Here is a 24974-nt window from a genome sequence, read left to right as displayed (position 1 = left end):
GCTTTTTTATGTTTTGCGAATACTGCACCGGGAAATGAGTACAGTACGTAGTATAAGCAAAACAGGGAAGGGGCGCTGCGCCGTGAATTTCATGTTTACCATTGCGAAAGAAAGATTGCAGCGGGATCATTGGGAACAGCAGCAAAGCATGAACGCCGAAGTCAAAGCCGAAGAAACTGAGGCGGAAGAAGAAAACTCGACCTCATAAAACAAAAGCCTCCATTCCCAAGGGATGGAGGCTTTTGTTTGTCACCATATCAGTCTGACGGCGGCCATCAGTACAACACCTGTAATAACCGTGATGGATAAGCTTTTCGTCCGCATTGCGCAAAGCAATGTCGGGATGAGGACGATCATTGCTTTCCAATCAAAGGTCAAAGTGCTGTTTGTTTTTACGATCATGCTTTCCGTTACCAAGGCGGTCAAAATACAAAGCGGAATAAAGGAGAGCCACTTTAAAGCCAATTCCGGCATCTGAATGTTCCGGACAAATATAAAAGGAACAATGCGCGGCACAAGCGTAACAATCATGCAGCCGAGTATAATCCAGATCATTTGCGTGCTGATGCTCATTTGTCCGTCACCACCCCGATTGTTGCCACAATTACGGTTGAGACGATGACCGCGATGTGTGACGGGACGAAATACGATAACAAGATCATAAAAATGATCATATAGAGAATAAGGGAGAGGCTGTGTTTCAGCTTTTCCGATGCGGACGACTGCAATTGCAGCACTAAAAGCGCCGCAAACATAGCGGGCAAAGCAAAGTCCAGACCGAGGGCGTAAGGATCAGATATCCATTGTCCGAGAAGCCCGCCCATCACACAAGAAATAACCCAGCACGCATAGGCGGTTATATTGAGGCCATTCATCCACTTATCGTACAGCCTGCCGTTCTGAACCGCCTTGTTCACTGCTACCCCGAAAGATTCATCAGTAAGCAAAGCACCGAAGCCGATATTCTTCACCAAAGAGTATTTTGTGAAATAAGGCGCGATGGTCAGGCTCAGGAGCAGGTGCCGCAGATTGACGATGAACGTCGTTAAAATAATGGCAGAAATCGGACTCCCGGAAACAAGGAGTGAGCAAATAATAAATTGGGCGGCGCCGGCATAGACCAACAAGGATAACAAACAAATTTCAAGAATACTGAGGTGTGAGGCAACGCCAACAATGCCAAAAGCAAAACCGACACTCATATAGCCCAGCAGTGTAGGCACACAATCCCGCACCCCCTGTAAAAACGTATCGTTCATTTCCCGGGAAACGGCGGTTTTTTGCACTTCTGTCTGAATCATTTTTATACTCCTTCCTTAGAGATTATAATAATAACGACTAATGAAAAAATCAAAGAAAATACGGTTCACATTTAAATGAACCGATTTCCGGTGACGACATGAAATAAAGAATGGTTTTGTTTCATCAGACCTTCAACTTTTTCAGCTCCGACTTCTTTCACAAGCTCCGCAAACATCAGGTCATGCCTCATATATTCCATGGCCACGAGAACGAGAGCGGGATCTTCTGTTTTAATGGCCCAGGCATTCGTCTGCGGGGAAAAATTGGCGATTAAGACTTCTTTATTATCCCGTGCTGCTATCGTTAATCTTCCGCCCATGCGTTTTTCTGCCACTTCAGGAGACATATTATGATGTGTCGTATTTCCGAGCTTCACTTCCGGAGGGCCGAACACAATCGAAAAGACGGGTAATTTTTCGGCGGCGCGTTTGTTAACGGCCTCTTGAATAAAGGGAATCTGCTGTTCCCAGACAGACAGCCACAACTCTTCCTCGGCTTTTTCAATCATATCCTTCAATTCATTGATGACATGATCATTTGTGCTGATGCGGCGGATAACATTCATCTCCTGCTCGCTTTCAAGCGCCAATAATTTCTCTTCAAGATAACCGAAGGAGCTCTCGAAGTCATGCCGCAGCCGGTCGATTAATTCCTTTCCGGCAAGCGGGGCATATGTAACCGGATCAGACGGCACAATATGGACAGCGCCTTTATCAACTAATTTCCCCAATACTTCATAGATCATTGAGCGGGGGACGCCTGACCTTTTACTGATTTCATATCCGGTAACAGGCGAGTGTTTCAACAAGCCGATATATGCTTTGCATTCGTATTGAGAAAATCCGAATTTCTGCAGTTCTTTCAGAACATCCTCCATAAACATCCTCCATAGTGGTTATTCATGAAACTACTATAATGTAAGCGGTTGTATGTTGTCAATGGGACTTGAGTGCTGAAAGAACAATTCGCCCGTGTTGTCGCTTTCCAACTTATTTTGGGGCGAGTTACTTGTATGGCTCTTGTGAAAAACGTTGCTGTAGACCCACACGGATGCCGTTTGATACGATAAATCCAAGAAAGTCAAAAAGAGGAGGATCATGGTGGAAAACACCTCTAAAATCGCTTTTTTATCAGTGATAAGCAATTCTCTGGTCGTCATGCTCAAAATAGCGGTAGGCATGGTAACCGGGTCTGTCGCAATACTTTCCGAAGCCATTCATTCTTTTTTAGATCTGATCGCCGCCTTCATCGCGTTTATTTCCGTCAGGATTTCAAAAAAGCCGGCTGATACAGGGCATCCGTACGGCCATGGGAAGGTCGAGAATCTGTCCGGAACGATCGAAACAATGCTGATTTTTGCGGCGGGGATTTGGATGATATATGAATGCGTTCAAAAACTGGTAAACCCGGAGCCTGTTCATCTGCCGGTATTGGGAATCGTTGTGATGCTTGCGGGAGCTCTTATTAATTTGATCGTCTCGAAATTAGTAAAAAGAGAAGCTGTAAAGGTTAATTCCGTGGCAATGAAATCAAATGCCCTGCACTTACTGACTGACGTGTACACATCATTAGGCGTAGCGGCAAGCCTTTTGGTCGTTACATTAACGAAGTGGTACATACTTGATCCGATTATAGGTATGGTGCTGGCGGTGTATATCATATATGAAGCGTTTAAATTAATGAAAGAAGCATTTCCGCCGCTGATTGACACCCGTTTGTCAGAGGAGGAAGAAAAAACAATTTTAGAGATTATCGAAACATTCCATCACGAATTTATTGAAATTCACGATTTTCGCACAAGGCGGTCCGGCCCGCAGGAGTATATTGATTTTCACATGGTCGTGGCGTCTCACGTGACGATTAAAGACGTGCACGACTTGTGTGACCGCATTGAAAGGGATATTACGGATGAATTTAAACAAGCACAGGTGATGATTCATCCCGAGCCGGAGAGTGAAAGGAAGAAATAAATCTGTTCTTGTATTTTGCGTTTTAACAGAGAGGCCCGTTTACACGGGTCTTTTTGTTATGTAAATGACTATTTCTATCACGGATTGAGAGAGAAGCTTATACAAGAGAGACTTTCATTTCATACCTTATGGTGTAAAGAAAAAGGGAGGTGAATACGATTGAACGCTATTTCTGTTAAAGAAATTGAACATGGAGTCGCCGTTGCTCATAGAGAAGGGTTAGGGGAGTATTTGCACCAAGAACCGGTTTCCAGAAAAAGTAAGCGCCGTTCACGCAGCCAAAAACGGACGCACCGGACACACCGTTCACGCAGCCAAAAACGGACGCACCGGACACACCGTTCACGCAGCCAAAAACGGACGCACCGGACACACCGTTCGCGCAGCAGAAAACGGACGCACCGGACACACCGTTCGCGCAGCAGAAAACGGACACACCGGACACATCGTTCACGCAGCAAAAAACGGACACACCGGACACACCGTTCACGCAGCAAAAAACGGACGCACCGGACACATCGTTCACGCAGCCAAAAACGGACACATCGCACAAGACGGTCCCATCAGAAACGACGCTCTTCCCGCAAACGCTGTTTTAAATGCTGACTGTAGAAACGATGATATATGATCTGCTATAATGGCAATAAAGGGACTGGATAAAAACTCCAGTATCACCTGCGGACACTGAACTGACAACATGACGCTGTTTGTTCGTGTCCGTTTTTGATTTTTGAACAACATGCCGAAGGATAAAACAGGAAGGGATGACGCCGAATGAAGCTGAATGAGGAAATGTATCAAGACTCTGAAGGAGAAACAATCTATTCGCAGGATATCAGCAGCAAGCTTTTGCATATTACGGACAGCGGGCATATCAGCGTTGACTTCATCAGCATAAGCAGGCTGCGGAAGGCTTCGAAAATCGCGATCTTAGGTGACAGCGTCGCCCGGGGGCTGCGTGCGAAATACAGCTTTGGTGACATTCTGAAAGACCGGACAAACGCCGAAATCACCAATCTGTCTGTCAGCGGCGTCAATATGAGTAACAACGGAAACGATAACATTTATCAGCAATCGCTGAAAACGTCGGGACAAGATGTCATTATCGTGCAGGGAACAGATGATGATTGGTGCGGCCACATCCCCATCGGCACAGATGAAAAAGATATCACTTCATTTTACGGAGGTTTCTGCCAAGTCATTCAGCAGCTCCGCAGCAGAAATAAAGGCGCGAGCATCATTGCAGTGACCCCGACGAAACAAGCGAAAATGTCAAACGGAAAAATCGTCCGCCGTGATACTGATAAAAATAAACTGGGTTTGAAGCTGGCTGACTATGTAAAAGCCCAGAAAGAAGCCTGCACCCTGCTTTCTGTACCGTATGCCGACCTATTTGATACAGATCTCATCGACCCGTATAATCCCGCTTTCCGTAAAATGTGCATGTCAGAAGGCCTTCATCCGAACGAGACAGGGCATCAAATTATCTTTCAGGAAATCTGCCGAAATTTTTATTATTATTACGGATGAAACAGCACTGAAAGGTTATTTTCGGCTTTTCTCTTCTAAAAGCTCAATCATTCTTTGAGTTGCACGCCGTTGCGCTCTTAAAAGCGAGACGATATTTCCGGTAAAACCGATTAAAATGATAAGCAGAAAAATGATTATCCACATAAGCGAACCTCCCGTCGAGTGTTGAAAAACCCACTCTTTATTTTACTTATTATGGATGAGGGAGAGAATAGGTCTAACTATTGGTGTTTCTTTATAAATCCATAAAAAAATGCACAGACTGAACTGGTCTGTGCATTTTTATTCGCTTATTTCAGCAGATTCAATGATTCGCGATTAAAGGCTTCCAAATCGTCAGGTGTTCTGCTTGTTACAATGTTATGGCTGACAACGACTTCTTCATCTTTATAATTTGCGCCGGCATTGATTAAGTCTTTGCGGATGCTGCGGTATCCCGTGATATCTTTTCCTTTCAGAAGGTCGGTATCAATCAGCAGCTGCGGGCCGTGGCAGATCGCAAAAACGGGTTTCTGATTTTCCACGAATGCTTTAGTAAATTCACCCGGGCGGTCATCTCCGCGAAGCAGATCCGGTGAAAAGCCTCCAGGAATTAATAACGCATCGAATTCAACGGCGTCTGCGTCTGAGATCGCTTGATCGATCTTTACTTTTTCACCGTGCTTGCCGGTCACTTCTTTTCCTGCTTCCAAATCTATGGTCACCACACTGTGGCCTGCTTTTTTAAATGCTTCTGCCGGGCTTGTATATTCAATATCCTCGAATTGGTCTGTTATCAGAACTGCGATTTTTTTGCTCATACGTCATGCCTCCTGTGTAGTTTGTATATGACAAGGATATCAGGCAAATCGCTCTCTCTCAACGTATTTGCTTGAAGATAAGCATAAAAAAGACCCCTCTGAAAAAGAGGAGCCAAAAGGTACGGAGGTCTGCTGAAACTTGCGTGTTTAACCTGAGATAAGGCAAGAAATCGAACCAATTACTTTTTGTGTCTTTTTTTATGCTTTTTACATCCGCATTTCCCAGGATCGCCCGGATCAATAACCTCATGAATTGTTTCTTTCTGATATACGTAAACCACTTCTTTGTCAGTATACGTGTCAGTCACAATATACTTAGGGTCACAGTAATATACTTTCGATTTTTTACCCATTCATCTCACCTCCCGTACTTTATTAAATGCTGACAACGGACAAGTACACCACGGCAAGTCCACATTTTGAAGTTTGCAATAAGGGGCGGATAGTATCTGTATGGTTTTTCCTGAATTCGCTTCAAATTGGGATGGTTAACGCTTTTTAATCAGGGAAATTTATAAAAAAGAATTCAACATAATTCTTTTCTCAGTTCAACGAGATGCTGACATCTTTGGAGGGATTTCTGAATGCTCGATGAAAAAACAATTGAAATCGTTAAAAGCACAGTGCCGGTCTTAAAAGAGCACGGTGAAGAAATCACAGGACGATTTTATGACCTGCTGTTTCAGCATCACCCTGAGCTGCTGAATGTCTTTAATCAGACGAATCAAAAGAAAAAAACCCAGCGTACAGCTTTGTCGAATGCTGTGATCGCGGCCGCCGCCAATATTGACCGCTTGGAAAACATCGTTCCCGTCGTTAAACAAATCAGCCAAAAACACCGGAGTATCGGAGTTAAGCCCGAGCATTACCCAATCGTTGGCAAGTACTTGTTAATCGCGATAAAGGATGTGTTAAAAGACGGGGCTTCTCCTGAGGTCATTCAGGCATGGGAAAAAGCATACGGCGTCATTGCAGACGCATTTATCGGTATTGAGAAGGAGATGTATGAACAAGCGGAAACACAAAAAGGCGGCTGGAAAGACGATAAGGCGTTTAAAATTGATAAAAAAGTAAAAGAAAGCAAAGAGATCATGTCTTTTTATTTAAAACCGGAAGACGGACAAGTTCTCCCCGAATTCAAAGCGGGACAATATATCAGTGTAAAAGTATACATTCCGGATACGGGTTATACACATATCCGCCAGTACAGCCTATCCGATGTGTGCGGTAAGGATTATTACCGGATTTCCGTGAAAAAAGAAGGGGTTGTTTCCTCTTATCTGCATGACCAATTACATGAAAAAGATTCAATTGAGATCAGCGCTCCGGCCGGTGACTTCGTATTAGACCCTGCTTCCAAAAAGAATCTTGTTCTCATCAGTGCCGGTGTCGGAATTACCCCGATGATCAGCATGTTAAAGACGGTTGCCAAAGCCCAGCCGCAGCGAAACGTTCTCTTTATCCATGCGGCAAGGAACGGCGAGTATCATGCGCTGCGGCATGAAGCTGAAGAAGCCGCGGAACACTCATCTGTTGACACCGTCTTTATTTACAGTGAGCCGTCCGAACAAGACCGTTCAGAAAACATTCGTTTTCGGGAAGGCCGGATTGACAAACAGCTGTTAGAAGAAGTGATGACAGATAAAGATGCTGATTTTTACCTGTGCGGATCACCGTCGTTCATTAAAGAAATGAAAAAGCTGATTTCTGAATTCAATACACCGCCGGAATCCATTCACTATGAATTATTCGAACCGCAGCTGAGTATGGTGTGATTGAAGAAGGAAGACGATGATTTTAATGCATGAAGCACCCGGATTGGGTGCTTTTTTATTCTAGATAACAGAACGAACAGGGAATTAGAGCGGGTTGTCCCGTCGATGGCTGCCGCTGAGTATGTCGGCTTGGATGATATAGCCACCTACACACGTTGAAAAAAACATTGGCATAGGGGTTGAAAACAGTAGGGGAAAGGGCTAACGGCGTTTCAGGCAGTTGCACAGTATAATAAATATATGGGTAATTCATGGACAATGAAAAGATAGGAGGATGTAACCCCCTATCTTCTCATTCTTCCTATTCTGATTAACTCCCCAATAATTGATCCAGCGATGAAAATAATCAATGGGACTGGAGTGAATTTATTACCCAAAACGCCCATGTATACAAAATAACATGCACATAATACAAGAAACAGTAGGATATATCTTTTTAATATCCTGTTAATATTAGACGTCGTCTTTTCTTGTTGCATATTTTCTCACCTCGTTTTTATGGTCGGCAAGTTGATGGGATTGGTCTGCTTCCAAAGAATTTGGGACTGTCTGCCGTTTTAAGGACTTTCTTTCTTTTAGAGTCTTCGTAGAATTTTGTTCTATTAGCATAAGGGTATGCACTGCATTTAAAGGCATAACGATATTGGAATACTGTATAGTATGCAGTTGTTTGGGTACCTGCTAAAAATGCTACAATACCGAATATTACGTTGTAAGGTGTTTTTGTTAATGTTGAAATAGCTGTGGCTGCTACACCGACAGAAACGCCTTTCAAATTGTATTTATAATTGTATTTCCCCATGTATTTTCCACCGGGCGGAATCTTCATAGTTGACATATTAGAAGAAGAAAAAACTCCATCTTCCTCCATAGTAAGGTTAAAATCGACCTCACCGTTTTTATAAAGTGTGTTTGTTTCGTTGTTGTATTCAAATTTTGTAACTGCCCCATTTTCCTCAGTAACTTTACCTTTATTCACAGCAGGGTCAGTAAAGTCGTAAGAATAGACATACTTTTCCCCATCAATCTCAAAAACATGCTCACCTACAGGATCATTTGACATTGATGCAGGGGTATCCAACATTTCATTGCTTTCTGCTTGGGCTTTAAAATTAGGCATAACACCTACAACCAATGCAGTGACCAAAAACAATAGTAAAGCTGACCTGAATTTCTTCAGATAATCACACTCCCTATTGTATATTCATTACGATCCAAATTATATCGGACTTGTTATTATTTAAGAATGGGGACAGCGGAGTGTAGATTCGACAATAGAGAGAAATAGTCTGCTATAATACCGTTCTGAAAAAGTGGGTAAATAGCCTTTTTTTGAAATTGCGCGATGTCGAAAAAAAACTCCTGTTAATTACATTTTTTGTTAAAGGTATGCTAGAATATTTTCAGAAATAGGGAATTATCGTATGAGTAAACTGGCTTCTGAATGTGTTGCAAATATATTAAATGATTGGTATATCGCGATAAAACAACAAGACGCTGAGTCTGCTGAGAGATATTTTAAAGAGATCAAACCGCTTTTAGATGAAATGGGAGACGAACCGATTAATTGGTGTATAGAGGATTTATAAAAAGCGCAGATACTCTGCGCTTTTTTATTTAAGTATTTTCCGAATCATTCGCAGCCCGTTTTTGGAAGAAGGATAACGGAAAGCGAAGTCGAAGCGGTTCGTTTGTTTGACGACGCTTTTTTTGTGCGTAAATGCGTTAAAGCTGTCAAATCCGTGATAGCTGCCGATGCCGCTTTCTCCGACACCGCCGAATGGCAAATACGGTGTCGCGACGTGCATTAACGTATCATTGACACAGCCGCCGCCAAATGACAGATTCTCTAAAACAGTTCGCTCGATTCCTGTGTTTGTTGTGAAGACATAAAGAGCGAGCGGCTTTGGGCGTGATTGGACTTTCTCGATGACTTCATCGATATCGCCGTATGTAAACAGCGGAAGAATCGGCCCGAAAATCTCCTCCTGCATCACTGGAGAGTCATCCTTCACTTGATCTAGAATCGTCGGCGCTATTTTATGGTGATCAGGATTAAATTGTCCGCCTGTAAGCGGGACGCCATCATTCAGAAAGCTGAGCAGCCGCTGATAGTGGCGTTCACTGACGATTTTGCCGTACTGCGGATTTTGTTCAGGCTGAGGGCCGTAAAATTCACTGATCGCACGCTTTATTTCTTCTGTGAGCTTCGTTTTGATATCTTGGTGGACAAATAAATAATCAGGTGCGATGCAGGTTTGCCCTGCATTTGTAAATTTCCCGAAGACGATGCGTTTGGCGGCAAGCTGTATATCAGCATCCTTATGGACAATGCAGGGACTTTTGCCGCCGAGCTCCAAGGTAACGGGAATTAATTGTTTGGCGGCGGCCTCCATGACGATTTTTCCCACGGCAACGCTTCCTGTGAAGAAAATATAGTCAAAGGGCTGCTGTAATAACACCGTGCTGACGTCGGGCCCGCCCTCCGCCATAGCGACATAATCGGTCGGAAAAACGCTGCTGATGAGTTTGGAAAGAACAGCGGAAACCGCCGGCGTATATTCTGACGGTTTAAGAATGACTGTGTTTCCGGCCGCAATGGCTCCAATCAAGGGTGAAAGCGCCAGCTGCAAGGGATAATTCCAAGGCGCAATCACCAAAACGGTTCCATATGGCTCAGGGATAATGATGCTTTTCGAGCCTAGGTGAGTCAGAGGCGTTTTGACTCGTTTCGGTTTAATCCATTTTCCCAGCCGCTTCATCACAAAACTGATTTCCTCCAAGATGATTCCGATTTCTGTTGAGTACGCTTCTTGCTCAGATTTGTGGAGATCCTGGTAGAGAGCGGCTATTAGATCGGCTTCATGAGTTTTGACGGCTTGTTTCAGCTTCTGCAAAATGTTCAGTCTCGATTCAAGCGGTCTCGTATGTCCCGCTGCAAAATAGGTTTTGTGATTGCTGACGATAGAGGGGATGCTGTTCATTCCGTCTCTCCTTTTTATAAGGTATGATGATTCATTATGTAAAAAATCGTTCCTGCCTGTCAAATGCTTATGGTGTGTCAGAAAAAATAACAAACTCATTTCTGCGTTTGCGGCAGGAATTTGATGAAAAAGAGAATTCTTTTTGCGGCATTATCTGTTGCAGGCATTATGGGGTTTTCTAATGTACATGTAGCTGAAAAGCCAGTTGGCACATAAAAAAAGCCCTGGACAGGGGCTTTTTTTAATAAAGAGAGGGAGCATCTGTCCACCATTCTGACAGCCCAAAAGAAAAACCCCGGAAACATTGTCACTGACAACATGTCCGGGGTTTAATCCAATGCTCTTTAAAGAGCATTTTACTTAACGAGAGTAGAACTCAACGATAAGCGCTTCGTTAATTTCCGGAGCAAGCTCAGAGCGCTCTGGAAGACGAGTGAATGTACCTTCAAGCTTTTCAGCGTCGAAAGTAAGGTACTCAGGAACGAAGTTGTTTACTTCTACAGATTCTTTGATGATAGAAAGGTTTCTTGATTTTTCGCGAACACCGATTGTTTGACCAGGTTTTACTTGGTAAGACGGAATGTCAACGCGGCTTCCGTCAACAAGGATGTGACCGTGGTTAACTAATTGGCGTGCCTGACGGCGAGTGCGCGCAAGACCAAGCTTGTACACAACGTTATCAAGACGTGCATCTAAAAGAATCATGAAGTTTTCGCCGTGTTTACCAGTCATTTTTGCAGCTTTGTCAAACAATGTACGGAATTGACGTTCGTTTACACCGTACATGTGACGAAGTTTTTGCTTTTCTTGCAATTGCAAACCGTATTCTGATAGTTTTTTACGCTGTCCCGGACCGTGGGGACCTGGTGCGTAAGGGCGTTTTTCTAATTCTTTACCTGTACCGCTAAGAGAGATTCCTAAGCGGCGGGACAGTTTCCATGATGGACCTGTATAGCGAGCCATAATGTGACTCCTCCTTTGGTTTTATTTTGTGGAAAATAAAAACCGTCTGTTCGATCCGACCGTGCACATTTTGTTTTCATGTATCCTCGCTCCAGCAGCAGAGAGTTACACGATACACCTTACAGCTAAGGAACAAAATGCAAACACAGAAGCTGAACAAAAAGGCTGCAATATTTCACACAAAGAACATTATATGATTTTTCTCCGCCGCCGTCAACCATTTCTCCATGAAGACTGCCGGTTTATGATATAATGTACAAAAATGAGTAGTACATGTTTAGGTGATAAAAATGAAAAAACAAACAATCGATGAAGTGACGGCCTTTCATCAGAAAATGCTTTCTTTTTTCTTAACGAAATCTGAATCCGTCTCATTATCCGACTCGCTGTTATGGCTGGCCTCAGCTCTAGAATCCTGCTTTACATCTCTTTCATTGACCCTTTCACCGGCTGAATCAGCACGTTTCACCATAAAAACAGAAGAGGAACCGAATTATGCTCCGCTGAAAGAAAGTGACGGCCGTTTTATGATCAGGAATCAGACGTCCGGCAGATCCTTTTATCTGCGCACGGAAGGCGGGCTGCCGATCCCGGAATCATTGCCTGAGCTCGTTACTCAATTTATCAATCAATCTGTGAGACAGAGCGGGCTGTTTGACAAAACAAAGCATCAGCGGAAAATCCACAGAATGACAGAAATGTTCCATTCGCTTTTAGATCAGGATGAAGTATTGGAAAAACTGCAGGCGAGTTTGAGGAAGGCTTTCCAGTCTTTCCGTTTTTCACTGTTCATCTCGCAGGACCAGGATACGGACAGACAGCTCCCCGCAAAAGAATTGCATATGGACGGAGAAGACGCCGATCAGTTTGCCCTGCAGGTGTTTTTATCAGGCAGAATGCTCAGGAAAGGCAGGTCATCTGCTTACCTGCCGATCAAAGGCCAGCAGGGGACTTACGGGGTTCTGAAGACGGAGGGAATGCAGGACGCCGCGCTTTCGTGCAGCACGCTGAGTGAAATGCTGCTGCTTACGGGCGCGGCGGGAAAAGCATTTGAAAATGCGCAGCTGTATGAGCAATCGAAAAAAAGCATTGCGAATCTGGAGCTCATTAATGAAACATCGCGCCAGCTGAATCAGCGTCTCAGGCTCACTGATACGATGCGGGAGCTCGCCGCCATCATGACCCAATCGTTTTACGCCGAAGAAGTGGCTTTTTTTCATATTGATCATTTTGAGACGCAAAATCTGCTTCCCGGACATACCGCCTTTTTTAAGACAGAACGCGCTAACCCGTATATCAGCAGTGTGAAAGAAAAGCTGTTCGAGGGAGAAAAGGGTGTGTTTATCGGCAGCGGAAAGACCGTATTCGGCGAAAATGGCTACGGTTCGCTGATGGCGGTGCCGATGATCGAAAATGACACCGTCTTCGGATTTGCGATTTTATTGAAAAAGGATTTGTATGCTTTTACGTTTGAAATGTATAAGCTTTTTCAGGCGCTCATTCACCATGCGACATTGGCTGTAACGAACTCCATGCTGCGCGACAGGCTTGAGCATCTTGTTCAGACAGACCAGCTGACGGAGCTGTATTCAAGAACCTATTTGGATGAGAAAATTCAATACAGCATGAAAATCCATAAACGGGGTGTATTTATCCTTGTTGATATCGATAATTTCAAACACATTAATGATACATACGGACATCAAACGGGAGATTCGATCCTCATTCAGGTGGCCTCCGTTATGAAAAACCATATCCGGGAGCACGATGTTGCTGCGAGATGGGGAGGCGAAGAGCTGGCTGTCTATCTGCCGAACATCAACGTGTCATCCGGAGAGCGCATTGCCAAAAGGCTCGTCCGTGCCATCCGGGAAAACACCGAGCCGCGCGTAACGATTTCCTGCGGCGTTTCCTGCTGGTCAAAGACTGGCCCTAAGCCGTTGAAAATGCTCGTTCAGCAAGCGGACGAGGCGCTTTATATCGCTAAACGGAGCGGTAAAAACCGGCTGATTATCCATCAAAACAGCACGGCGACGTAAAAAAGGAGCCGGCCTGCGGGCCGAACTCCTTTTTTATCCTAATCGTTTTTCAAGCGTTTCAACAAACTTTGCTAAATAGGTTTCGTCCGTTTCATCAAAACGGTTTTTCACGGGGCTGTCAATGTCCAGCACACCGATCACTTCTCCGTTTACGCGGATCGGGAGGACGATTTCTGACTGGGAAGCCGCGTCACAGGCAATGTGTCCCGGGAACGCATTCACATCGGCAATCCGCTGCACGGCGCCGTTGGAGTAGGCAGTGCCGCATACGCCTTTGCCGAACGGAATGCGCACACAGGCAGGAAGTCCTTGAAACGGTCCGAGTACAAGCTCGCCCTCTTTAGCGAAGTAAAACCCCGCCCAATTGACCTCATGTAATGAATGGTATAAAAGCGCTGACGCATTCGCGTAATTTGCGATCGCATCCGTTTCATCTTCTGTCATGGCTTCGAGCTGTTTAAGCAGAAGCTGATAACTTTTTTCTTTATCTCCGGACTGTTTTTCGACATGAAACATGGAAAACCCTCACTTTTTCTATAATATCAAACAAAGTTCCGGCCGTTCTGCCGGCATTTGTCGAGAAGTTCTTACAGGAACGGCGCCTTTCTGCTTGAATTGTAAACACATAAAGGGGTGAGCCGTATGAAAGTAAGCACCAAAGACAAAATTATTAACGCCGCTGTTCTGCTGTTTAACCAAAAAGGCTATTCCGGCACGTCCGTCCGTGAAATCGCAAAGTCAGCTGATGTAAATGTTGCGCACATCTCCTACTATTTTAAAGGGAAAGGCGGATTAATGGAACATTTAGTTTCCGAGTTTTACGAAGGCTATACTGAAGCGCTGGAAAAAGCCGCCGGCAGTGTGAACGGTGAAGACGCGCAGGAACGCATCCTGCGGGTGATTTTCGATATTTTATCCTATCAGCACGATCATCGTCAATTAACACGTTTTGTGTATCGGGAAGTGACGATTGATTCCGTGCTTATCAGGGAAATTATGTCTACTTACTTAATGAAAGAAAAATATATTTTCCAGCTGGTGATTGAAGAAGGGCAGTCACGCCACAAACGGCTGACGCTGCCCGTGCCGCATTTTATTCTGCAATTGAAATCCCTCTTGATGATGCCGTATCTCCAGCCTCAATATATTACGGAGGTGCTCTATATGCAGCCTCATGAGCCGTACTTTTATAAAAGGTATTTTGAAGAGGTGAAGATTTGGATCGAAAGCGTGTTCCGCCGTCCCGATGCGGCGCTTATGAAGTGACGATGCTTTTGTACGTTTCATAGGAACTGCCGATATCTTCCGCTTGATGGGCATCCGACCCGAATATGAGCGGGATTTTTTTTTGCTTCGCTGTCTCAGCCATCCAATCCTCTATATATACTTCCCCGGCAAACTTCTTTCTGAGTCCGGATGTATTCACATCCAGCTCCATTCCATGCTCTTTCACGGCGTCAAGACAGCGGGCCGCAAGCTCTCTTATTTGAGATGACATGCTGTAAGGGAAAAGGCGCGCGAATTTTTTGACGAGCGTGATATGGCCGACCCGTTTTGGCTTAAATGGTCCGAGCGGTGTTACAATGGAAGAATACACGGTTTTGTAGTATTGCTCATATACGGCTTCAACGCTGCCGAAGTGCGCGGCCAGCTGCTGAAACGCATGCTCATCAAAATCAAGGCATATATAAGACGGACCGGCCTTCAAAAAATGAACGGATAAAATGCCGTCATCCAGTGAGGGGCCGTATGTGTTAAGAAACGCCGCGGTTTCTTCTTCATACCCTGTGATAAAATCGGTTTCAAGCCCAGTCAGAATGCTGATCTGCCCCTTGTATTCCTTTTTCAGCTGTGACAGCCGCTCCAAATAAACTTCCATCTGTCTGAGATCCATTGCGCTGTCTTGAAGCGGTACAGGGTCTTGAAAAGACGGGGGAAGGGGGGCATGCTCTGTAAATGTGATCGAGTCAAAGCCTTTTTTCAGGGCTTTTTCGACATATTGTTTCAGCGTGTCTTCCGAGCCGTGAGGGCAAAAAGGCGTGTGGATATGAGCGTCTCGTTTTTCCATTTGTGTCACTCCATTAAAAAATTGCAGAATCCTGCCGAAATTATGCAAAAAGTTTTTGATTTCTGGTCAAAAAATGTTGGTTACATGGTATCATAATAACAATGAAAACGACAGATTTTCTCAATACATATATTGAAATCTTTCTGAATACATAAAACACCCTGACAGATTAAGAGAACAACAAGGGGGCTCATTATGGAGTTAGTCATCGGATTATTGGTTATACTGCTCGCGCTCTTTGCGGCGGGCTACTTTTTCAGGAAAAAAATTTATACGGAAATTGACCGGCTGGAGTCATGGAAGATTGAAATTTTAAACCGTTCGATAGTGGAAGAAATGTCCAAGATCAAACATTTGAAAATGACCGGAGAGACGGAAGAGTTCTTTGAAAGATGGCGCGAAGAGTGGGATGAAATAGTCACAGCCCATCTGCCGAAAGTAGAAGAGCTCCTTTATGATGCCGAAGAGAACGCCGACAAATACCGGTTTAAAAAAGCGAATCAGGTGCTTGTCCACATTGACGACCTCCTCACCGCCGCTGAATCAAATATAGAAGGCATACTGCGTGGGATCAGCGACCTTGTGACGAGCGAGGAAAAAAGCCGCGGAGAGATTGAACAGGTGCGTGAGCGGTATTCAAAAGCGCGGAAAAACCTTCTGGCGTACAGCCATCTCTACGGTGAGCTTTATAACAGCCTGGAGACGGATCTCGATGAAATTTGGAGCGGCATAAAAGAGTTTGAAGAAGAGACGGAAGGCGGCAATTACATCAAAGCGAGAAAAGTGCTGCTTGAACAGGATCGCAGGCTGGATCAGCTTCAAACATACATAAATGACGTTCCCAAATTGCTCGCGGACTGTAAACAGACCGTGCCGAACCAAATTGCCAAGCTGAAAGACGGCTACCGGGAAATGACGGAAAAAGGCTACAAACTGGAGCATATTCAAATCGAAAAAGAGCTGGAAACACTCACAAATCAAGTGAAACGGGCCGAAAACGCGCTTTTGGAAGAATTGGATGTCGACGAAGCATCCGCCATTCTTCAGCTGATTGATGAAACCATTCAATCGATGTATGAACAGCTGGAAGGCGAAGTGGAAGCCGGTCAGTCCGTCTTAAGCAAAATGCCTGAACTGATCATCGCGTATGAGAAGCTTGAGGACGAAAAAGAGCGCACAAAAACCGAAACAGAGCTCGTCAAGGAAAGCTATCAGCTGACGGCGGGAGAAATCGGCAGACAGAACGCGTTCGAAAAACAGATGGAAACAATCGGCCGGCTTCTTGAGCAGGCGAGAGAAAAACTCGACGGTGAGCATGTCGCTTACTCACTGCTGATTGAGGAAGTCGAAGCCATCGAAAAACAGATGGAAGAGGCTCAGAAAGAACATGCCGAATACCGTGAAAATCTGCAGGCGCTCAGAAAAGAAGAACTGCAGGCGCGGGAAACGCTGACGCATCTTCGGAAAACCATTTCTGATACGGCCAGAATGCTGCAAAAAAGCAATGTGCCGGGGATTCCCGAGCAGGTCAAGGACAAGCTGGAGACGGCAAATCATCATATAGAAGAAACCGTCAGCCAATTGGAAGAGCTGCCGCTGAACATGGAGGAAGCCGCCAAACACCTCACCGAAGCCGAAAAGATGGTTGAAGAAGTCAGCGAAGAGGCGAAGGAACTTGTCATTCAGGTAAAGCTTATTGAGCGGATCATTCAGTACGGCAATCGCTTCCGAAGCCAGAATCACATTTTATCTGAACAGCTGAAAGAAGCTGAACGGCTGTTTTACGCTTACAGCTATAATGAAGCTTATGAGATGGCGGCAGAAGCTGTTGAAAAAGCAGCTCCCGGCGCCGTGAAAAAAATTAAAGCTGATCAATCCGCTTCATAGCCGTACAGGCAAAAACTGCACCCTGATGTACATCAGAGGTGCAGTTTTTTTGTTTCTCACGGAATATAAAAAGCGCCTGCGGCTGATATCGTCAAGCCGCAGACGCTGAATGTTACGATTTCACTTTATTTAATTCGATAGGAGGGCTGGTAAAAAGCGTGATAATGCAGCCGATGAGCGCTCCGGCGATTCCGGGAAGCACCCAGCCGATTCCCATGTTGTAAAGCGGAAGATTTGCGTTTAAGAATGAATCTAATGATCCGAGCGGAATGCCGGCTGCCTTCAAGCCGTCCAGAATGCTGAAGAGCCCCGTTCCGATCAGGCAGGCGATATAAACTTCCCGTCTTTCCTTAAAGATTTTATCAATAAAGGAAAGGACGATAATGACAATCGCCAGCGGGTAAATGGCTGATAAAATAGGAACTGAAAATGCAATGATCTCAGCAAGCCCGAAATTTGAAATCGCCAGGCTGAAGAGCGTGACAATCGTAACCACCATTTTGTATGATAAAGCGGGAATCAATTTTGAAAAATATTCGCCGCAAGATGTAACAAGCCCGATGCTTGTCGTTAAACACGCAACGGTGATGGCAGAGCCGAGAACGATGTTGCCCAGTGAACCGAACAGGTAATCAGATGAAGCTGATAAAATCTTTGCGCCTTCGCCGAGCGGCCCTACAGCGTCCGTGCTTGTCGCTCCCAAATAGGCCAAAGATAAATAAATGAATGTCAAACCTGCCGCTGCTATAAGACCCGCTTTAATACAAGCGGCCGCGAGCGCTTTACGCTGGGTGACGCCCCTGCTTTTAACAGCGTTGACGACAACAACACCGAAGACGATCGAAGCGAGCGCATCCATTGTTTTATAGCCTTCCAAAAATCCTTTGAATACCGGCGTTCCGGAATATGCCTGATGTACGGCGCCCAGTCCGCCCATCGGAGTGACAATGGCTTTTACGACGATGATTAAAATAATACCGAATTTAATAGGAGTCAAAATCTTTCCGACTCTATCCACGATTTTGGAAGGATTAAGAGCTAAATAATACGTAATGGAAAAAAAGATTAGCGTGAAAACAAATAACGACAGTCTTTCGGGAACACCATGCAAAAACGGAACTGCACCGATTTCATATGAAACGGTTCCGGTTCTCGGAATCGCAAAAAGCGGTCCGATTGATAAATAAAGCACAACGGTGAAAATAGTGCCGAATACCGGATGAGCTTTATCGGCAAGCCCTTTTGCATCTTTACCCGTTAATGCGATGGCGATGATACCCAAAAGCGGCAGACCAACGCCGGTCAGTAAGAAACCGCCCATCGCTTTCCAGACATTATGCCCAGCCGCTTGTCCAAGCTCCGGCGGATATATCATATTTCCTGCCCCGAAAAAAAGTGCGAAAAGCATGAAACCGATAATAACGGTATCTTTGACAGGTAGTGAGTGTTTCATAAAAGTCCTCCTAAATACTATGTTGAAATATTCTGTCAATTAATTGTCAGACAATATAACAAAACGAACATTACTTATTATATGGCAATGTACAGAGAAGTCAATACTCGATTTATTGCGAATTTATATTTACTTTTGTTATGGTAGCATAAATATCATACGATGTACCGTTTTCATAAAAGGAGTAAAAAAAATGATATATTTAGACAACAGCTCAACTACCGAGCCGTATGAAGAGGTATTGGATGTGTACAAACAGACGAGCAGCCGGTATTTCGGCAATCCTTCGTCCCTGCACCGATTAGGAACTGAGACGGAACAGCTCCTTGAAGCTGCCGCTCAGCAAATAAAAAAAACCTTGCGTTTGAAAAATTATGATATTGTATTTACATCAGGCGCGACTGAAGCGAACAACGCTGCGTTAAAGGGAGCCGCCTGGGCAAACATGAGTAAAGGAAAACATATCATTGCTTCAGCGATTGAGCATCCTTCCGTGACGGAAACGCTTGATCAGCTGACAGATCTGTTTGGCTTTGAGGTCACATATCTTCCGGCCGACCAAGACGGCATCGTTTCTTTAGAAGATGTAAAAGCGGCCATCAGGCCGGACACAATACTCGTCAGTGTTATGCATGTTAATAATGAAGTCGGCTCCATTCAGCCCGTAAAAGAAATCGGAGGGCTGTTAAAACAGCACCGGAATATTCTGTTTCATGTTGATCATGTACAGGGCATTCATAAAGTCCCGCTGTCTATAGAAGAAGCGGGTATCGACCTTTGCACCATTTCAGGGCATAAATTTCACGGCTTAAAAGGAACCGGGGCGCTTATCGTCAAAAAGGGAACGCGGCTCATTCCGCTTATGACGGGCGGCTCCCAGCAAAAAGGCATCCGTGCCGGGACAGAACCTACATCAGGCGCCGTTTCCCTTGCAAAAGCGGTCAATCTTTCTGCACGTGACATGAATGAGCGGCTTTCTTCTATGGAGGCGGCTAAGAATGCGCTGATGGAAAGGCTGAGCGGGACGGACGGGGTCGTCATCAACACCCCCGTAAAAAACAGCGCCCCGCATATCATTAATTTTTCCGTTCCGGGCGTCAAGGCGGAAGTGCTGCTGCACATGCTTGAGGAAAAAGGAATATATGTTTCAACGACCGCGGCATGTTCGGCAAAAGAGCACAAGCCGAGCCGTGTTCTTCTGCAAATGAATAAAGGCGAACAGATTGCATCAAGCAGCATCAGAGTCAGCCTGAACTTCAGCCACACGGCTGATATTACAGAACCGTTTATGGCCGCGCTGGCGCCGGCTGTTCAAAAACTAAAAAAAATGATGAGGTAGCAAATGAATTACGATCATATTTTAATCCGTTTTGGTGAAATATCCACAAAAGGAAAAAACAGACGCAGTTTTATTGAGAGATTAAAACAGAATATCCGCCTGGTATTAAAGGATTATAAAAAGGTAAAATACTTTTCAAACCGGGATCGGATGTCAATTACACTTAATGGAGAAAACCCGGAGGAAATTTGTTCCTTATTAAAGAATATATTCGGCATTCAGAGCTTCAGTCTCGCCATTAAATGCGAAAGCAAGCTTGAAGAGATTAAAAAAACGGCATTAGCCGCGATGGAAGGCCAATATAAGCCGGGGAATACGTTTAAGGTCGAGACCAAACGGGCTTACAAGCAGTTTGAATTAGATACGAACGCGATGAACGCTGAGATCGGCGGCCATATTTTGAAAAACACGGATGGATTAACCGTCGATGTGAAGAATCCCGATATTCCGCTTCGGATTGAAATCAGGGAGGAAGCGACATTCCTGACCATTCGTAATGAAAAAGGCGCCGGAGGCCTTCCCGTCGGTTCTGCGGGTAAAGCGATGCTGATGCTTTCCGGCGGTTTTGACAGTCCGGTCGCCGGATTTTACGCGATGAAACGGGGATTATCAGTGGAGGCCGTGCACTTCTTCAGTCCGCCGTATACGAGCGAACGGGCAAAGCAAAAGGTTATGGACCTCGCGGGATGCCTCGCAAAGTTCGGAGGCAGTATGACGCTTCATATCGTACCGTTTACAAAGACGCAGGAGCTCATCCAAAAACAAATCCCGGAAAACTATACGATGACGGCGACGCGGCGTCTCATGCTGCAGATCGCGGACAGAATCAGAGAAGAACGCAAAGCGCTTGCGATCATTACGGGGGAAAGCCTCGGCCAAGTGGCAAGCCAGACGCTTGAGAGCATGTATGCGATCAATGCCGTTACGGCAACGCCGATTTTGCGTCCTCTGATCGGAATGGACAAAACAGAAATCATCGAGAAATCAAAAGAAATCGGCACTTATGAAACAAGCATTCAGCCGTTTGAGGACTGCTGCACCATCTTTACGCCGCCAAGTCCGAAAACACGCCCGAAAAAAGAAAAAATCGAGCATTTCGAAAGCTTTGTTGATTTTGAACCGCTGATTGCAGAGGCGGCAGCCGGTATTGAAACCATTACTGTTTACTCGGAACAAGAAGCTCACGATAAATTTGCCGGCCTGTTTTAGAACTGTATACAATTACCAAAGTTTTTTTGAATGAGGACATGTGTTTTATCACATTCTATACTCACAAGGAGGTGATACACATGTCACAACAATCAAACAGCGGAAACAGCAACCAGCTTTTAGTGCCAGGAGCTGCACAAGCTATCGACCAAATGAAGTATGAAATCGCTTCTGAATTCGGTGTAAACCTTGGACCGGAAACAACTTCTCGCGCCAACGGTTCTGTCGGTGGAGAAATCACAAAACGTCTTGTTTCTTTTGCTCAGCAAAGCATGGGCGGAAGCAGCCAGCAGCAGTTTTAATCACAACTTCACATAATGGCTAAAAGAGCGGGGAATTCCCCGCTCTTTTTTCATGAATAAAGCTAGAAGGCATGAAGCAATTTATGCATATCTTTATTGTTACGTCCTATGTTTATGTATAATAGGGAAAGAAAGTGAGGAGTTGTTCGTGTTAAAACGAGAAGATTTAATCGCCCCAAAGAACTATAACCTAGTAAATGAAATCGAAAAGTTCAGCCGTTCCAAAGAGAAGAACGCGCTTATTTGGGAAGATCAAACAGGCAGTAAGAAAGTCTGGACATATGAAAAACTGATGGAAGAAACGAATAAAATCGGAGCCCGCCTGAAAGGTCTCGGATTTGAAAAAGGCGATAAGCTGATTGTCATGGTTCCGAGAGTGCTTGAAGCGTATGCTGTGTATTTAGCGATCTTAAAAGCGGGGATGGTCGTCATTCCTTGCTCGGAGATGCTTCGCGCCAAAGATTTGGACTACCGCATTAAACACGCCGAAGTGAAAGGCGTTATCGTTTATCCTTCATTTATAAACGCGTTTGATGAGGTGAAAACCGATCAGCTCGTGACATTGGCCATTGGTGAAAATGATGCCGGCTGGAAAAACCTCTTAACGATTGAAGCGGACGGAGACAGTTTTCAAACCGCTGATACAACTAGAGAGGACATGGCGTTTTTATCCTATACTTCAGGAACGACCGGCCAGCCTAAAGGCGTTGTACATACACATGGCTGGGCTTTTGCCCATTTAAAAACATCCGCCGGTGCATGGCTGGATATTTCTGAAGACGATACAGTCTGGGCCACCGCGGCGCCCGGCTGGCAGAAATGGGTGTGGAGCCCGCTGCTTGCCGTTCTGGGAAGCGGCGCAACAGGATTTATTTATCACGGCAGATTCGACGCTAAGACGTATCTGGAGATGCTTGAGCGCCATCAGATCAATGTCTTCTGCTGCACGCCGACTGAATACCGCCTGATGGCCAAGGTGGAGGAATTGGACAAGTATGACCTTTCTGCCCTTCACAGCGCAGTTTCTGCGGGTGAACCTTTAAACCGGGAAGTCATTGACATCTTCCGGAAACATTTCGGCATTAAAGTGAGAGACGGCTACGGCCAAACAGAGAGCACTCTGTTAGTCGGCGTCCTGAAGAATATGGATATTAAGCCGGGAAGCATGGGGAAACCGACACCGGGAAATCAAGTAGAAATTATAAACGATGAAGGCGAAATATGTGAAATAGGCGAAACGGGCGATATCGCCGTGCACTTGAGCACACCGGCCTTATTCAAGGAATATTATAAAGACCCTGAAAGAACGAAGAAGCAGATTCGCGGAGATTACTTTTTGACAGGCGACCGCGCGAAAAAAGACGAGGACGGCTACTTTTGGTTTGAAAGCCGCAATGATGACATTATCGTCAGCTCCGGATATACAATCGGGCCTTTTGAAGTGGAAGACGCGCTCGTCAAGCATCCGGAAGTGAAAGAATGCGCCGTCGTGGCGAGCCCGGATGAAATCAGAGGTTCAATCGTAAAAGCTTATGTCGTTTTACAAAACGATGAGAAGCGCAGTGACGAACTTGTTAAAGAACTGCAAAACCACGTAAAAACGATTACGGCGCCTTATAAATATCCGAGAGAAATTGAATTTGTCGAAAGCCTGCCGAAAACGGCATCCGCAAAAATCAGACGGGTGGAGCTGAGACAGCGTGAAGAACGGCTGAAGGCGGATAAAAAAGCTTAATACAGAAAAAGGGTGAGCGGGGATGAAAGCGATTTGGCACGGCGGCACCATCTATACAATGCTTGACGAAAACCATGTCACTGAAGCCGTCTATACCGAAGACGGCATCATCAGACAGACGGGCAGCTTTCAGGAGCTCTGCGAGACATACGGTTCGCCTGATACGGAGGAAATCGACTTACATGGGGCTGTCATGTTTCCCGGTTTTACAGACAGTCACATGCATTTGATCGGACACGGTGAAAAACAGCTCCGCCTTGATTTGTCACAGCTGAAGTCAAAAGAAGCGATACTGCAGGCTGCAAAAGAAGCAGAGCGTGAATTGGAAGATGGCGAATGGCTGATCGGCGAAGGCTGGGATGAAAATCTGTTTGAACAGCCGGTTTACGTAACGAAGCATGACCTTGACCCGCTCTTTCCCGATCGCCCCGTCCTGCTGAAACGGGTATGCAGGCACGCTGCTGCAGTCAATTCGGCCGCATTGCGCGCGGCGGGAATTACAAACGATACACCTGATCCAAACGGCGGGATTATCGTCCGGGACAGTGCCGGTCCGACAGGCCTTCTGCTGGATAAAGCCCAAGAGCTTGTGACTCAGGCTCTTCCGCCCGTCTCGCTTCACTATGTCAAACGCGCTCTTCAAACGGCAATCACGGACTGCTGGACAAAAGGCCTGACCGGCGGGCATTCCGAGGATCTGGCATACTACGGAGACGCGTCCGTTCCCGTTGCCGCGTATGAGTCATTAACAGGCAGCGGCCTGCTCCCTTTTCGGGCACATCTGCTTGTTCATCACGAAGCCGTCGACAGGTGGAGCGCTCTGGACAAAACGACAGGGCCTTATCTGGAATACGGAGCGATGAAAATCTTCGCAGACGGCGCGCTCGGCGGCAGAACGGCTCTTTTGAAAAAGCCTTATCATGATGATCCGTCTGTTTCCGGCGTTCAGGTGCACGATGACGAAACCCTTGCCGCTCTTGTTTATAAAGCGAGAGAGAAAGGGATGGAGATCGCCGTGCACGCGATTGGCGACCTTGCATTTGAAAAGGTGCTCGATGTGATCGAAAGATACCCGGCAAAGCCCGGACAGCTAGACAGGCTCATTCATGCGCAAGTATTAGATCACGGTTTGATGGAAAGAGCTGCCCGGCTTCCGATCGGCCTTGATCTTCAGCCGCATTTTGTGGCCAGTGATTTTCCGTGGGTGATTGACCGGCTCGGAGAAGAGCGGATGAAAACCGCTTTTGCCTGGAAAACCCTGCTGTCGAAAGGGCTGCTGTGCGCCGGAGGTTCAGATGCCCCGATAGAACCGGCAGATCCCATTCTGGGCATTCAATCGGCTGTGCTCCGTACAAGCAAGCAGCACCCGGAAGGTCCGGCCTATTATGAAAAAGAGTGCCTGACCGTGTACGAAGCCATTCAGCTTTACACGGAGGGAAGCGCGGCAATCATCCATAAAGAACATAGCCGCGGACGGATAGCTTCCGGCTATGATGCCGACTTTACCGTTCTCAGCGGCGATCCGTTTAAAACGGACCCGAAAAAGCTTCATGAATTGGAAGCTGTCAAAACCGTCGTCGGCGGCCGTATCGTATATGAAAAAGAGGACAGGCGTTAA

The 24974-nt window shown here is 45.7% G+C and carries 26 protein-coding genes; 14 read left to right on the top strand and 12 right to left on the bottom strand.

Going from position 1 to position 24974, the window contains the following annotated elements:
* Nucleotides 1-82: 82 nt before the first annotated feature.
* Complete coding sequence (locus AADZ70_RS09440; protein WP_342008031.1) at nucleotides 83-208, top strand: hypothetical protein; 126 nt, start codon at nucleotides 83-85, stop codon at nucleotides 206-208.
* Nucleotides 209-249: 41 nt separating this feature from the next.
* Here the strand turns inward: AADZ70_RS09440 and AADZ70_RS09435 are convergent, their stop codons facing one another.
* The 3 genes from AADZ70_RS09435 to AADZ70_RS09425 form a co-directional block, all read right to left on the bottom strand.
* Nucleotides 250-573: an AzlD domain-containing protein gene (locus tag AADZ70_RS09435; protein WP_016938556.1), complete on the bottom strand. Its 324-nt coding sequence runs from the start codon at nucleotides 571-573 to the stop codon at nucleotides 250-252.
* Nucleotides 570-1301, bottom strand: a complete 732-nt coding sequence (locus AADZ70_RS09430) for an AzlC family ABC transporter permease (protein ID WP_016938557.1) — start codon at nucleotides 1299-1301, stop codon at nucleotides 570-572. The genes AADZ70_RS09435 and AADZ70_RS09430 overlap by 4 nt, the downstream gene beginning before the upstream one ends.
* Nucleotides 1302-1372: 71 nt before the next feature.
* The gene (locus tag AADZ70_RS09425; RefSeq protein WP_016938558.1) at nucleotides 1373-2179 is read right to left on the bottom strand and encodes a helix-turn-helix domain-containing protein; all 807 of its coding nucleotides are present in this window, start codon (nucleotides 2177-2179) and stop codon (nucleotides 1373-1375) included.
* Between the two features lie 220 nt (nucleotides 2180-2399).
* On the opposite strand from AADZ70_RS09425, the gene AADZ70_RS09420 reads away from it, so the two are divergent.
* The 3 genes from AADZ70_RS09420 to AADZ70_RS09410 all read left to right on the top strand — a co-directional run bounded on the left by AADZ70_RS09420 (nucleotide 2400) and on the right by AADZ70_RS09410 (nucleotide 4802).
* Nucleotides 2400-3272, top strand: a complete 873-nt coding sequence (locus AADZ70_RS09420) for a cation diffusion facilitator family transporter (RefSeq protein ID WP_045926818.1) — start codon at nucleotides 2400-2402, stop codon at nucleotides 3270-3272.
* A 159-nt stretch (nucleotides 3273-3431) separates the two neighbouring features.
* The gene (locus AADZ70_RS09415; protein WP_342008030.1) at nucleotides 3432-3878 is read left to right on the top strand and encodes a spore gernimation protein GerQ; all 447 of its coding nucleotides are present in this window, start codon (nucleotides 3432-3434) and stop codon (nucleotides 3876-3878) included.
* A 168-nt stretch (nucleotides 3879-4046) separates the two neighbouring features.
* Nucleotides 4047-4802 carry an SGNH/GDSL hydrolase family protein gene (locus tag AADZ70_RS09410; RefSeq protein WP_045926819.1) on the top strand — a complete coding sequence of 252 codons (756 nt, stop codon included), beginning with the start codon at nucleotides 4047-4049 and terminating at the stop codon, nucleotides 4800-4802.
* Between the two features lie 15 nt (nucleotides 4803-4817).
* On the opposite strand, the gene AADZ70_RS09405 is transcribed toward AADZ70_RS09410, so the two are convergent.
* From AADZ70_RS09405 to AADZ70_RS09395, 3 genes are all read right to left on the bottom strand, one after another.
* Nucleotides 4818-4946, bottom strand: a complete 129-nt coding sequence (locus AADZ70_RS09405; protein WP_255034232.1) for a hypothetical protein — start codon at nucleotides 4944-4946, stop codon at nucleotides 4818-4820.
* Between the two features lie 146 nt (nucleotides 4947-5092).
* A complete protein-coding gene (locus AADZ70_RS09400; RefSeq protein WP_016938563.1) occupies nucleotides 5093-5602 on the bottom strand; it encodes a type 1 glutamine amidotransferase domain-containing protein in 510 nt (169 codons plus the stop codon).
* Nucleotides 5603-5781: 179 nt separating this feature from the next.
* Entirely contained in the window at nucleotides 5782-5955 is a 174-nt protein-coding gene (locus AADZ70_RS09395; RefSeq protein WP_016938565.1) for a hypothetical protein, read from the bottom strand.
* Between the two features lie 231 nt (nucleotides 5956-6186).
* Here AADZ70_RS09395 and hmpA point away from each other — a divergent pair, with 231 nt between their 5' ends.
* A complete protein-coding gene (hmpA, locus tag AADZ70_RS09390; RefSeq protein ID WP_342008029.1) occupies nucleotides 6187-7377 on the top strand; it encodes an NO-inducible flavohemoprotein in 1191 nt (396 codons plus the stop codon).
* A gap of 496 nt (nucleotides 7378-7873) precedes the next feature.
* On the opposite strand, the gene AADZ70_RS09385 is transcribed toward hmpA, so the two are convergent.
* Nucleotides 7874-8497: a hypothetical protein gene (locus AADZ70_RS09385; RefSeq protein WP_342008028.1), complete on the bottom strand. Its 624-nt coding sequence runs from the start codon at nucleotides 8495-8497 to the stop codon at nucleotides 7874-7876.
* 304 nt (nucleotides 8498-8801) lie between these two features.
* Here AADZ70_RS09385 and AADZ70_RS09380 point away from each other — a divergent pair, with 304 nt between their 5' ends.
* Nucleotides 8802-8966, top strand: coding sequence for an aspartate phosphatase (locus AADZ70_RS09380; RefSeq protein ID WP_316098219.1), 165 nt, complete (start codon nucleotides 8802-8804; stop codon nucleotides 8964-8966).
* A 24-nt stretch (nucleotides 8967-8990) separates the two neighbouring features.
* Here the strand turns inward: AADZ70_RS09380 and AADZ70_RS09375 are convergent, their stop codons facing one another.
* Together AADZ70_RS09375 and rpsD are read right to left on the bottom strand one after the other, a co-directional pair.
* Complete coding sequence (locus AADZ70_RS09375; RefSeq protein WP_342008027.1) at nucleotides 8991-10361, bottom strand: aldehyde dehydrogenase; 1371 nt, start codon at nucleotides 10359-10361, stop codon at nucleotides 8991-8993.
* Between the two features lie 360 nt (nucleotides 10362-10721).
* The gene (gene rpsD / locus AADZ70_RS09370; RefSeq protein WP_003152406.1) at nucleotides 10722-11324 is read right to left on the bottom strand and encodes a 30S ribosomal protein S4; all 603 of its coding nucleotides are present in this window, start codon (nucleotides 11322-11324) and stop codon (nucleotides 10722-10724) included.
* A gap of 290 nt (nucleotides 11325-11614) precedes the next feature.
* Between rpsD and AADZ70_RS09365 the strand changes: the two genes are divergently transcribed.
* Complete coding sequence (locus tag AADZ70_RS09365; protein WP_342008026.1) at nucleotides 11615-13363, top strand: sensor domain-containing diguanylate cyclase; 1749 nt, start codon at nucleotides 11615-11617, stop codon at nucleotides 13361-13363.
* A gap of 33 nt (nucleotides 13364-13396) precedes the next feature.
* Here AADZ70_RS09365 and AADZ70_RS09360 read toward each other — a convergent pair whose 3' ends face one another.
* Nucleotides 13397-13879, bottom strand: a complete 483-nt coding sequence (locus AADZ70_RS09360) for a GAF domain-containing protein (protein WP_016938571.1) — start codon at nucleotides 13877-13879, stop codon at nucleotides 13397-13399.
* Between the two features lie 126 nt (nucleotides 13880-14005).
* Here AADZ70_RS09360 and refZ point away from each other — a divergent pair, with 126 nt between their 5' ends.
* Nucleotides 14006-14629: a forespore capture DNA-binding protein RefZ gene (gene refZ / locus AADZ70_RS09355; RefSeq protein WP_016938572.1), complete on the top strand. Its 624-nt coding sequence runs from the start codon at nucleotides 14006-14008 to the stop codon at nucleotides 14627-14629.
* Here refZ and hisJ read toward each other — a convergent pair.
* On the bottom strand, nucleotides 14619-15431 hold the full coding sequence (gene hisJ, locus AADZ70_RS09350; RefSeq protein WP_342008025.1) for a histidinol-phosphatase HisJ: 813 nt from the start codon (nucleotides 15429-15431) through the stop codon (nucleotides 14619-14621). The genes refZ and hisJ overlap by 11 nt on opposite strands.
* Nucleotides 15432-15626: 195 nt before the next feature.
* On the opposite strand from hisJ, the gene ezrA reads away from it, so the two are divergent.
* Nucleotides 15627-17318: a septation ring formation regulator EzrA gene (gene ezrA / locus AADZ70_RS09345; RefSeq protein ID WP_342008024.1), complete on the top strand. Its 1692-nt coding sequence runs from the start codon at nucleotides 15627-15629 to the stop codon at nucleotides 17316-17318.
* 112 nt (nucleotides 17319-17430) lie between these two features.
* On the opposite strand, the gene brnQ is transcribed toward ezrA, so the two are convergent.
* Entirely contained in the window at nucleotides 17431-18771 is a 1341-nt protein-coding gene (brnQ, locus tag AADZ70_RS09340) for a branched-chain amino acid transport system II carrier protein (protein WP_016938575.1), read from the bottom strand.
* Between the two features lie 193 nt (nucleotides 18772-18964).
* Between brnQ and AADZ70_RS09335 the strand changes: the two genes are divergently transcribed.
* From AADZ70_RS09335 to AADZ70_RS09315, 5 genes are all read left to right on the top strand, one after another.
* The gene (locus AADZ70_RS09335) at nucleotides 18965-20110 is read left to right on the top strand and encodes a cysteine desulfurase family protein (protein WP_342008023.1); all 1146 of its coding nucleotides are present in this window, start codon (nucleotides 18965-18967) and stop codon (nucleotides 20108-20110) included.
* 3 nt (nucleotides 20111-20113) lie between these two features.
* The gene (gene thiI, locus AADZ70_RS09330; RefSeq protein WP_016938577.1) at nucleotides 20114-21319 is read left to right on the top strand and encodes a tRNA uracil 4-sulfurtransferase ThiI; all 1206 of its coding nucleotides are present in this window, start codon (nucleotides 20114-20116) and stop codon (nucleotides 21317-21319) included.
* A gap of 80 nt (nucleotides 21320-21399) precedes the next feature.
* Complete coding sequence (locus AADZ70_RS09325; protein WP_007408043.1) at nucleotides 21400-21621, top strand: alpha/beta-type small acid-soluble spore protein; 222 nt, start codon at nucleotides 21400-21402, stop codon at nucleotides 21619-21621.
* Between the two features lie 148 nt (nucleotides 21622-21769).
* Complete coding sequence (locus AADZ70_RS09320) at nucleotides 21770-23356, top strand: acyl--CoA ligase (RefSeq protein WP_047476885.1); 1587 nt, start codon at nucleotides 21770-21772, stop codon at nucleotides 23354-23356.
* A 22-nt stretch (nucleotides 23357-23378) separates the two neighbouring features.
* Nucleotides 23379-24974 carry an amidohydrolase gene (locus tag AADZ70_RS09315; protein ID WP_342008022.1) on the top strand — a complete coding sequence of 532 codons (1596 nt, stop codon included), beginning with the start codon at nucleotides 23379-23381 and terminating at the stop codon, nucleotides 24972-24974.

This window comes from Bacillus sp. YBsi01 (genome assembly GCF_038406745.1).
Lineage (GTDB): Bacteria > Bacillota > Bacilli > Bacillales > Bacillaceae > Bacillus > Bacillus siamensis.
This window is presented reverse-complemented; position numbering and strand designations above follow the sequence as displayed.

What these genes read in the sequence shown, in the direction of transcription:
- refZ (WP_016938572.1), top strand. Translation starts at nt 14,006, where the DNA reads ATGAAAGTAAGCACCAAAGACAAAATTATTAACGCCGCTGTTCTGCTG.
- AADZ70_RS09365 (WP_342008026.1), top strand. Translation starts at nt 11,615, where the DNA reads ATGAAAAAACAAACAATCGATGAAGTGACGGCCTTTCATCAGAAAATG.
- AADZ70_RS09385 (WP_342008028.1), bottom strand. Translation starts at nt 8,497, where the DNA reads ATGCCTAATTTTAAAGCCCAAGCAGAAAGCAATGAAATGTTGGATACC.
- thiI (WP_016938577.1), top strand. Translation starts at nt 20,114, where the DNA reads ATGAATTACGATCATATTTTAATCCGTTTTGGTGAAATATCCACAAAA.
- AADZ70_RS09405 (WP_255034232.1), bottom strand. Translation starts at nt 4,946, where the DNA reads ATGTGGATAATCATTTTTCTGCTTATCATTTTAATCGGTTTTACCGGA.
- AADZ70_RS09360 (WP_016938571.1), bottom strand. Translation starts at nt 13,879, where the DNA reads ATGTTTCATGTCGAAAAACAGTCCGGAGATAAAGAAAAAAGTTATCAG.
- AADZ70_RS09315 (WP_342008022.1), top strand. Translation starts at nt 23,379, where the DNA reads ATGAAAGCGATTTGGCACGGCGGCACCATCTATACAATGCTTGACGAA.
- AADZ70_RS09400 (WP_016938563.1), bottom strand. Translation starts at nt 5,602, where the DNA reads ATGAGCAAAAAAATCGCAGTTCTGATAACAGACCAATTCGAGGATATT.
- AADZ70_RS09325 (WP_007408043.1), top strand. Translation starts at nt 21,400, where the DNA reads ATGTCACAACAATCAAACAGCGGAAACAGCAACCAGCTTTTAGTGCCA.
- AADZ70_RS09410 (WP_045926819.1), top strand. Translation starts at nt 4,047, where the DNA reads ATGAAGCTGAATGAGGAAATGTATCAAGACTCTGAAGGAGAAACAATC.
- AADZ70_RS09435 (WP_016938556.1), bottom strand. Translation starts at nt 573, where the DNA reads ATGAGCATCAGCACGCAAATGATCTGGATTATACTCGGCTGCATGATT.
- ezrA (WP_342008024.1), top strand. Translation starts at nt 15,627, where the DNA reads ATGGAGTTAGTCATCGGATTATTGGTTATACTGCTCGCGCTCTTTGCG.
- brnQ (WP_016938575.1), bottom strand. Translation starts at nt 18,771, where the DNA reads ATGAAACACTCACTACCTGTCAAAGATACCGTTATTATCGGTTTCATG.
- AADZ70_RS09425 (WP_016938558.1), bottom strand. Translation starts at nt 2,179, where the DNA reads ATGGAGGATGTTCTGAAAGAACTGCAGAAATTCGGATTTTCTCAATAC.
- AADZ70_RS09375 (WP_342008027.1), bottom strand. Translation starts at nt 10,361, where the DNA reads ATGAACAGCATCCCCTCTATCGTCAGCAATCACAAAACCTATTTTGCA.
- AADZ70_RS09380 (WP_316098219.1), top strand. Translation starts at nt 8,802, where the DNA reads ATGAGTAAACTGGCTTCTGAATGTGTTGCAAATATATTAAATGATTGG.
- AADZ70_RS09395 (WP_016938565.1), bottom strand. Translation starts at nt 5,955, where the DNA reads ATGGGTAAAAAATCGAAAGTATATTACTGTGACCCTAAGTATATTGTG.
- rpsD (WP_003152406.1), bottom strand. Translation starts at nt 11,324, where the DNA reads ATGGCTCGCTATACAGGTCCATCATGGAAACTGTCCCGCCGCTTAGGA.
- AADZ70_RS09430 (WP_016938557.1), bottom strand. Translation starts at nt 1,301, where the DNA reads ATGATTCAGACAGAAGTGCAAAAAACCGCCGTTTCCCGGGAAATGAAC.
- AADZ70_RS09420 (WP_045926818.1), top strand. Translation starts at nt 2,400, where the DNA reads ATGGTGGAAAACACCTCTAAAATCGCTTTTTTATCAGTGATAAGCAAT.
- hmpA (WP_342008029.1), top strand. Translation starts at nt 6,187, where the DNA reads ATGCTCGATGAAAAAACAATTGAAATCGTTAAAAGCACAGTGCCGGTC.
- AADZ70_RS09335 (WP_342008023.1), top strand. Translation starts at nt 18,965, where the DNA reads ATGATATATTTAGACAACAGCTCAACTACCGAGCCGTATGAAGAGGTA.
- hisJ (WP_342008025.1), bottom strand. Translation starts at nt 15,431, where the DNA reads ATGGAAAAACGAGACGCTCATATCCACACGCCTTTTTGCCCTCACGGC.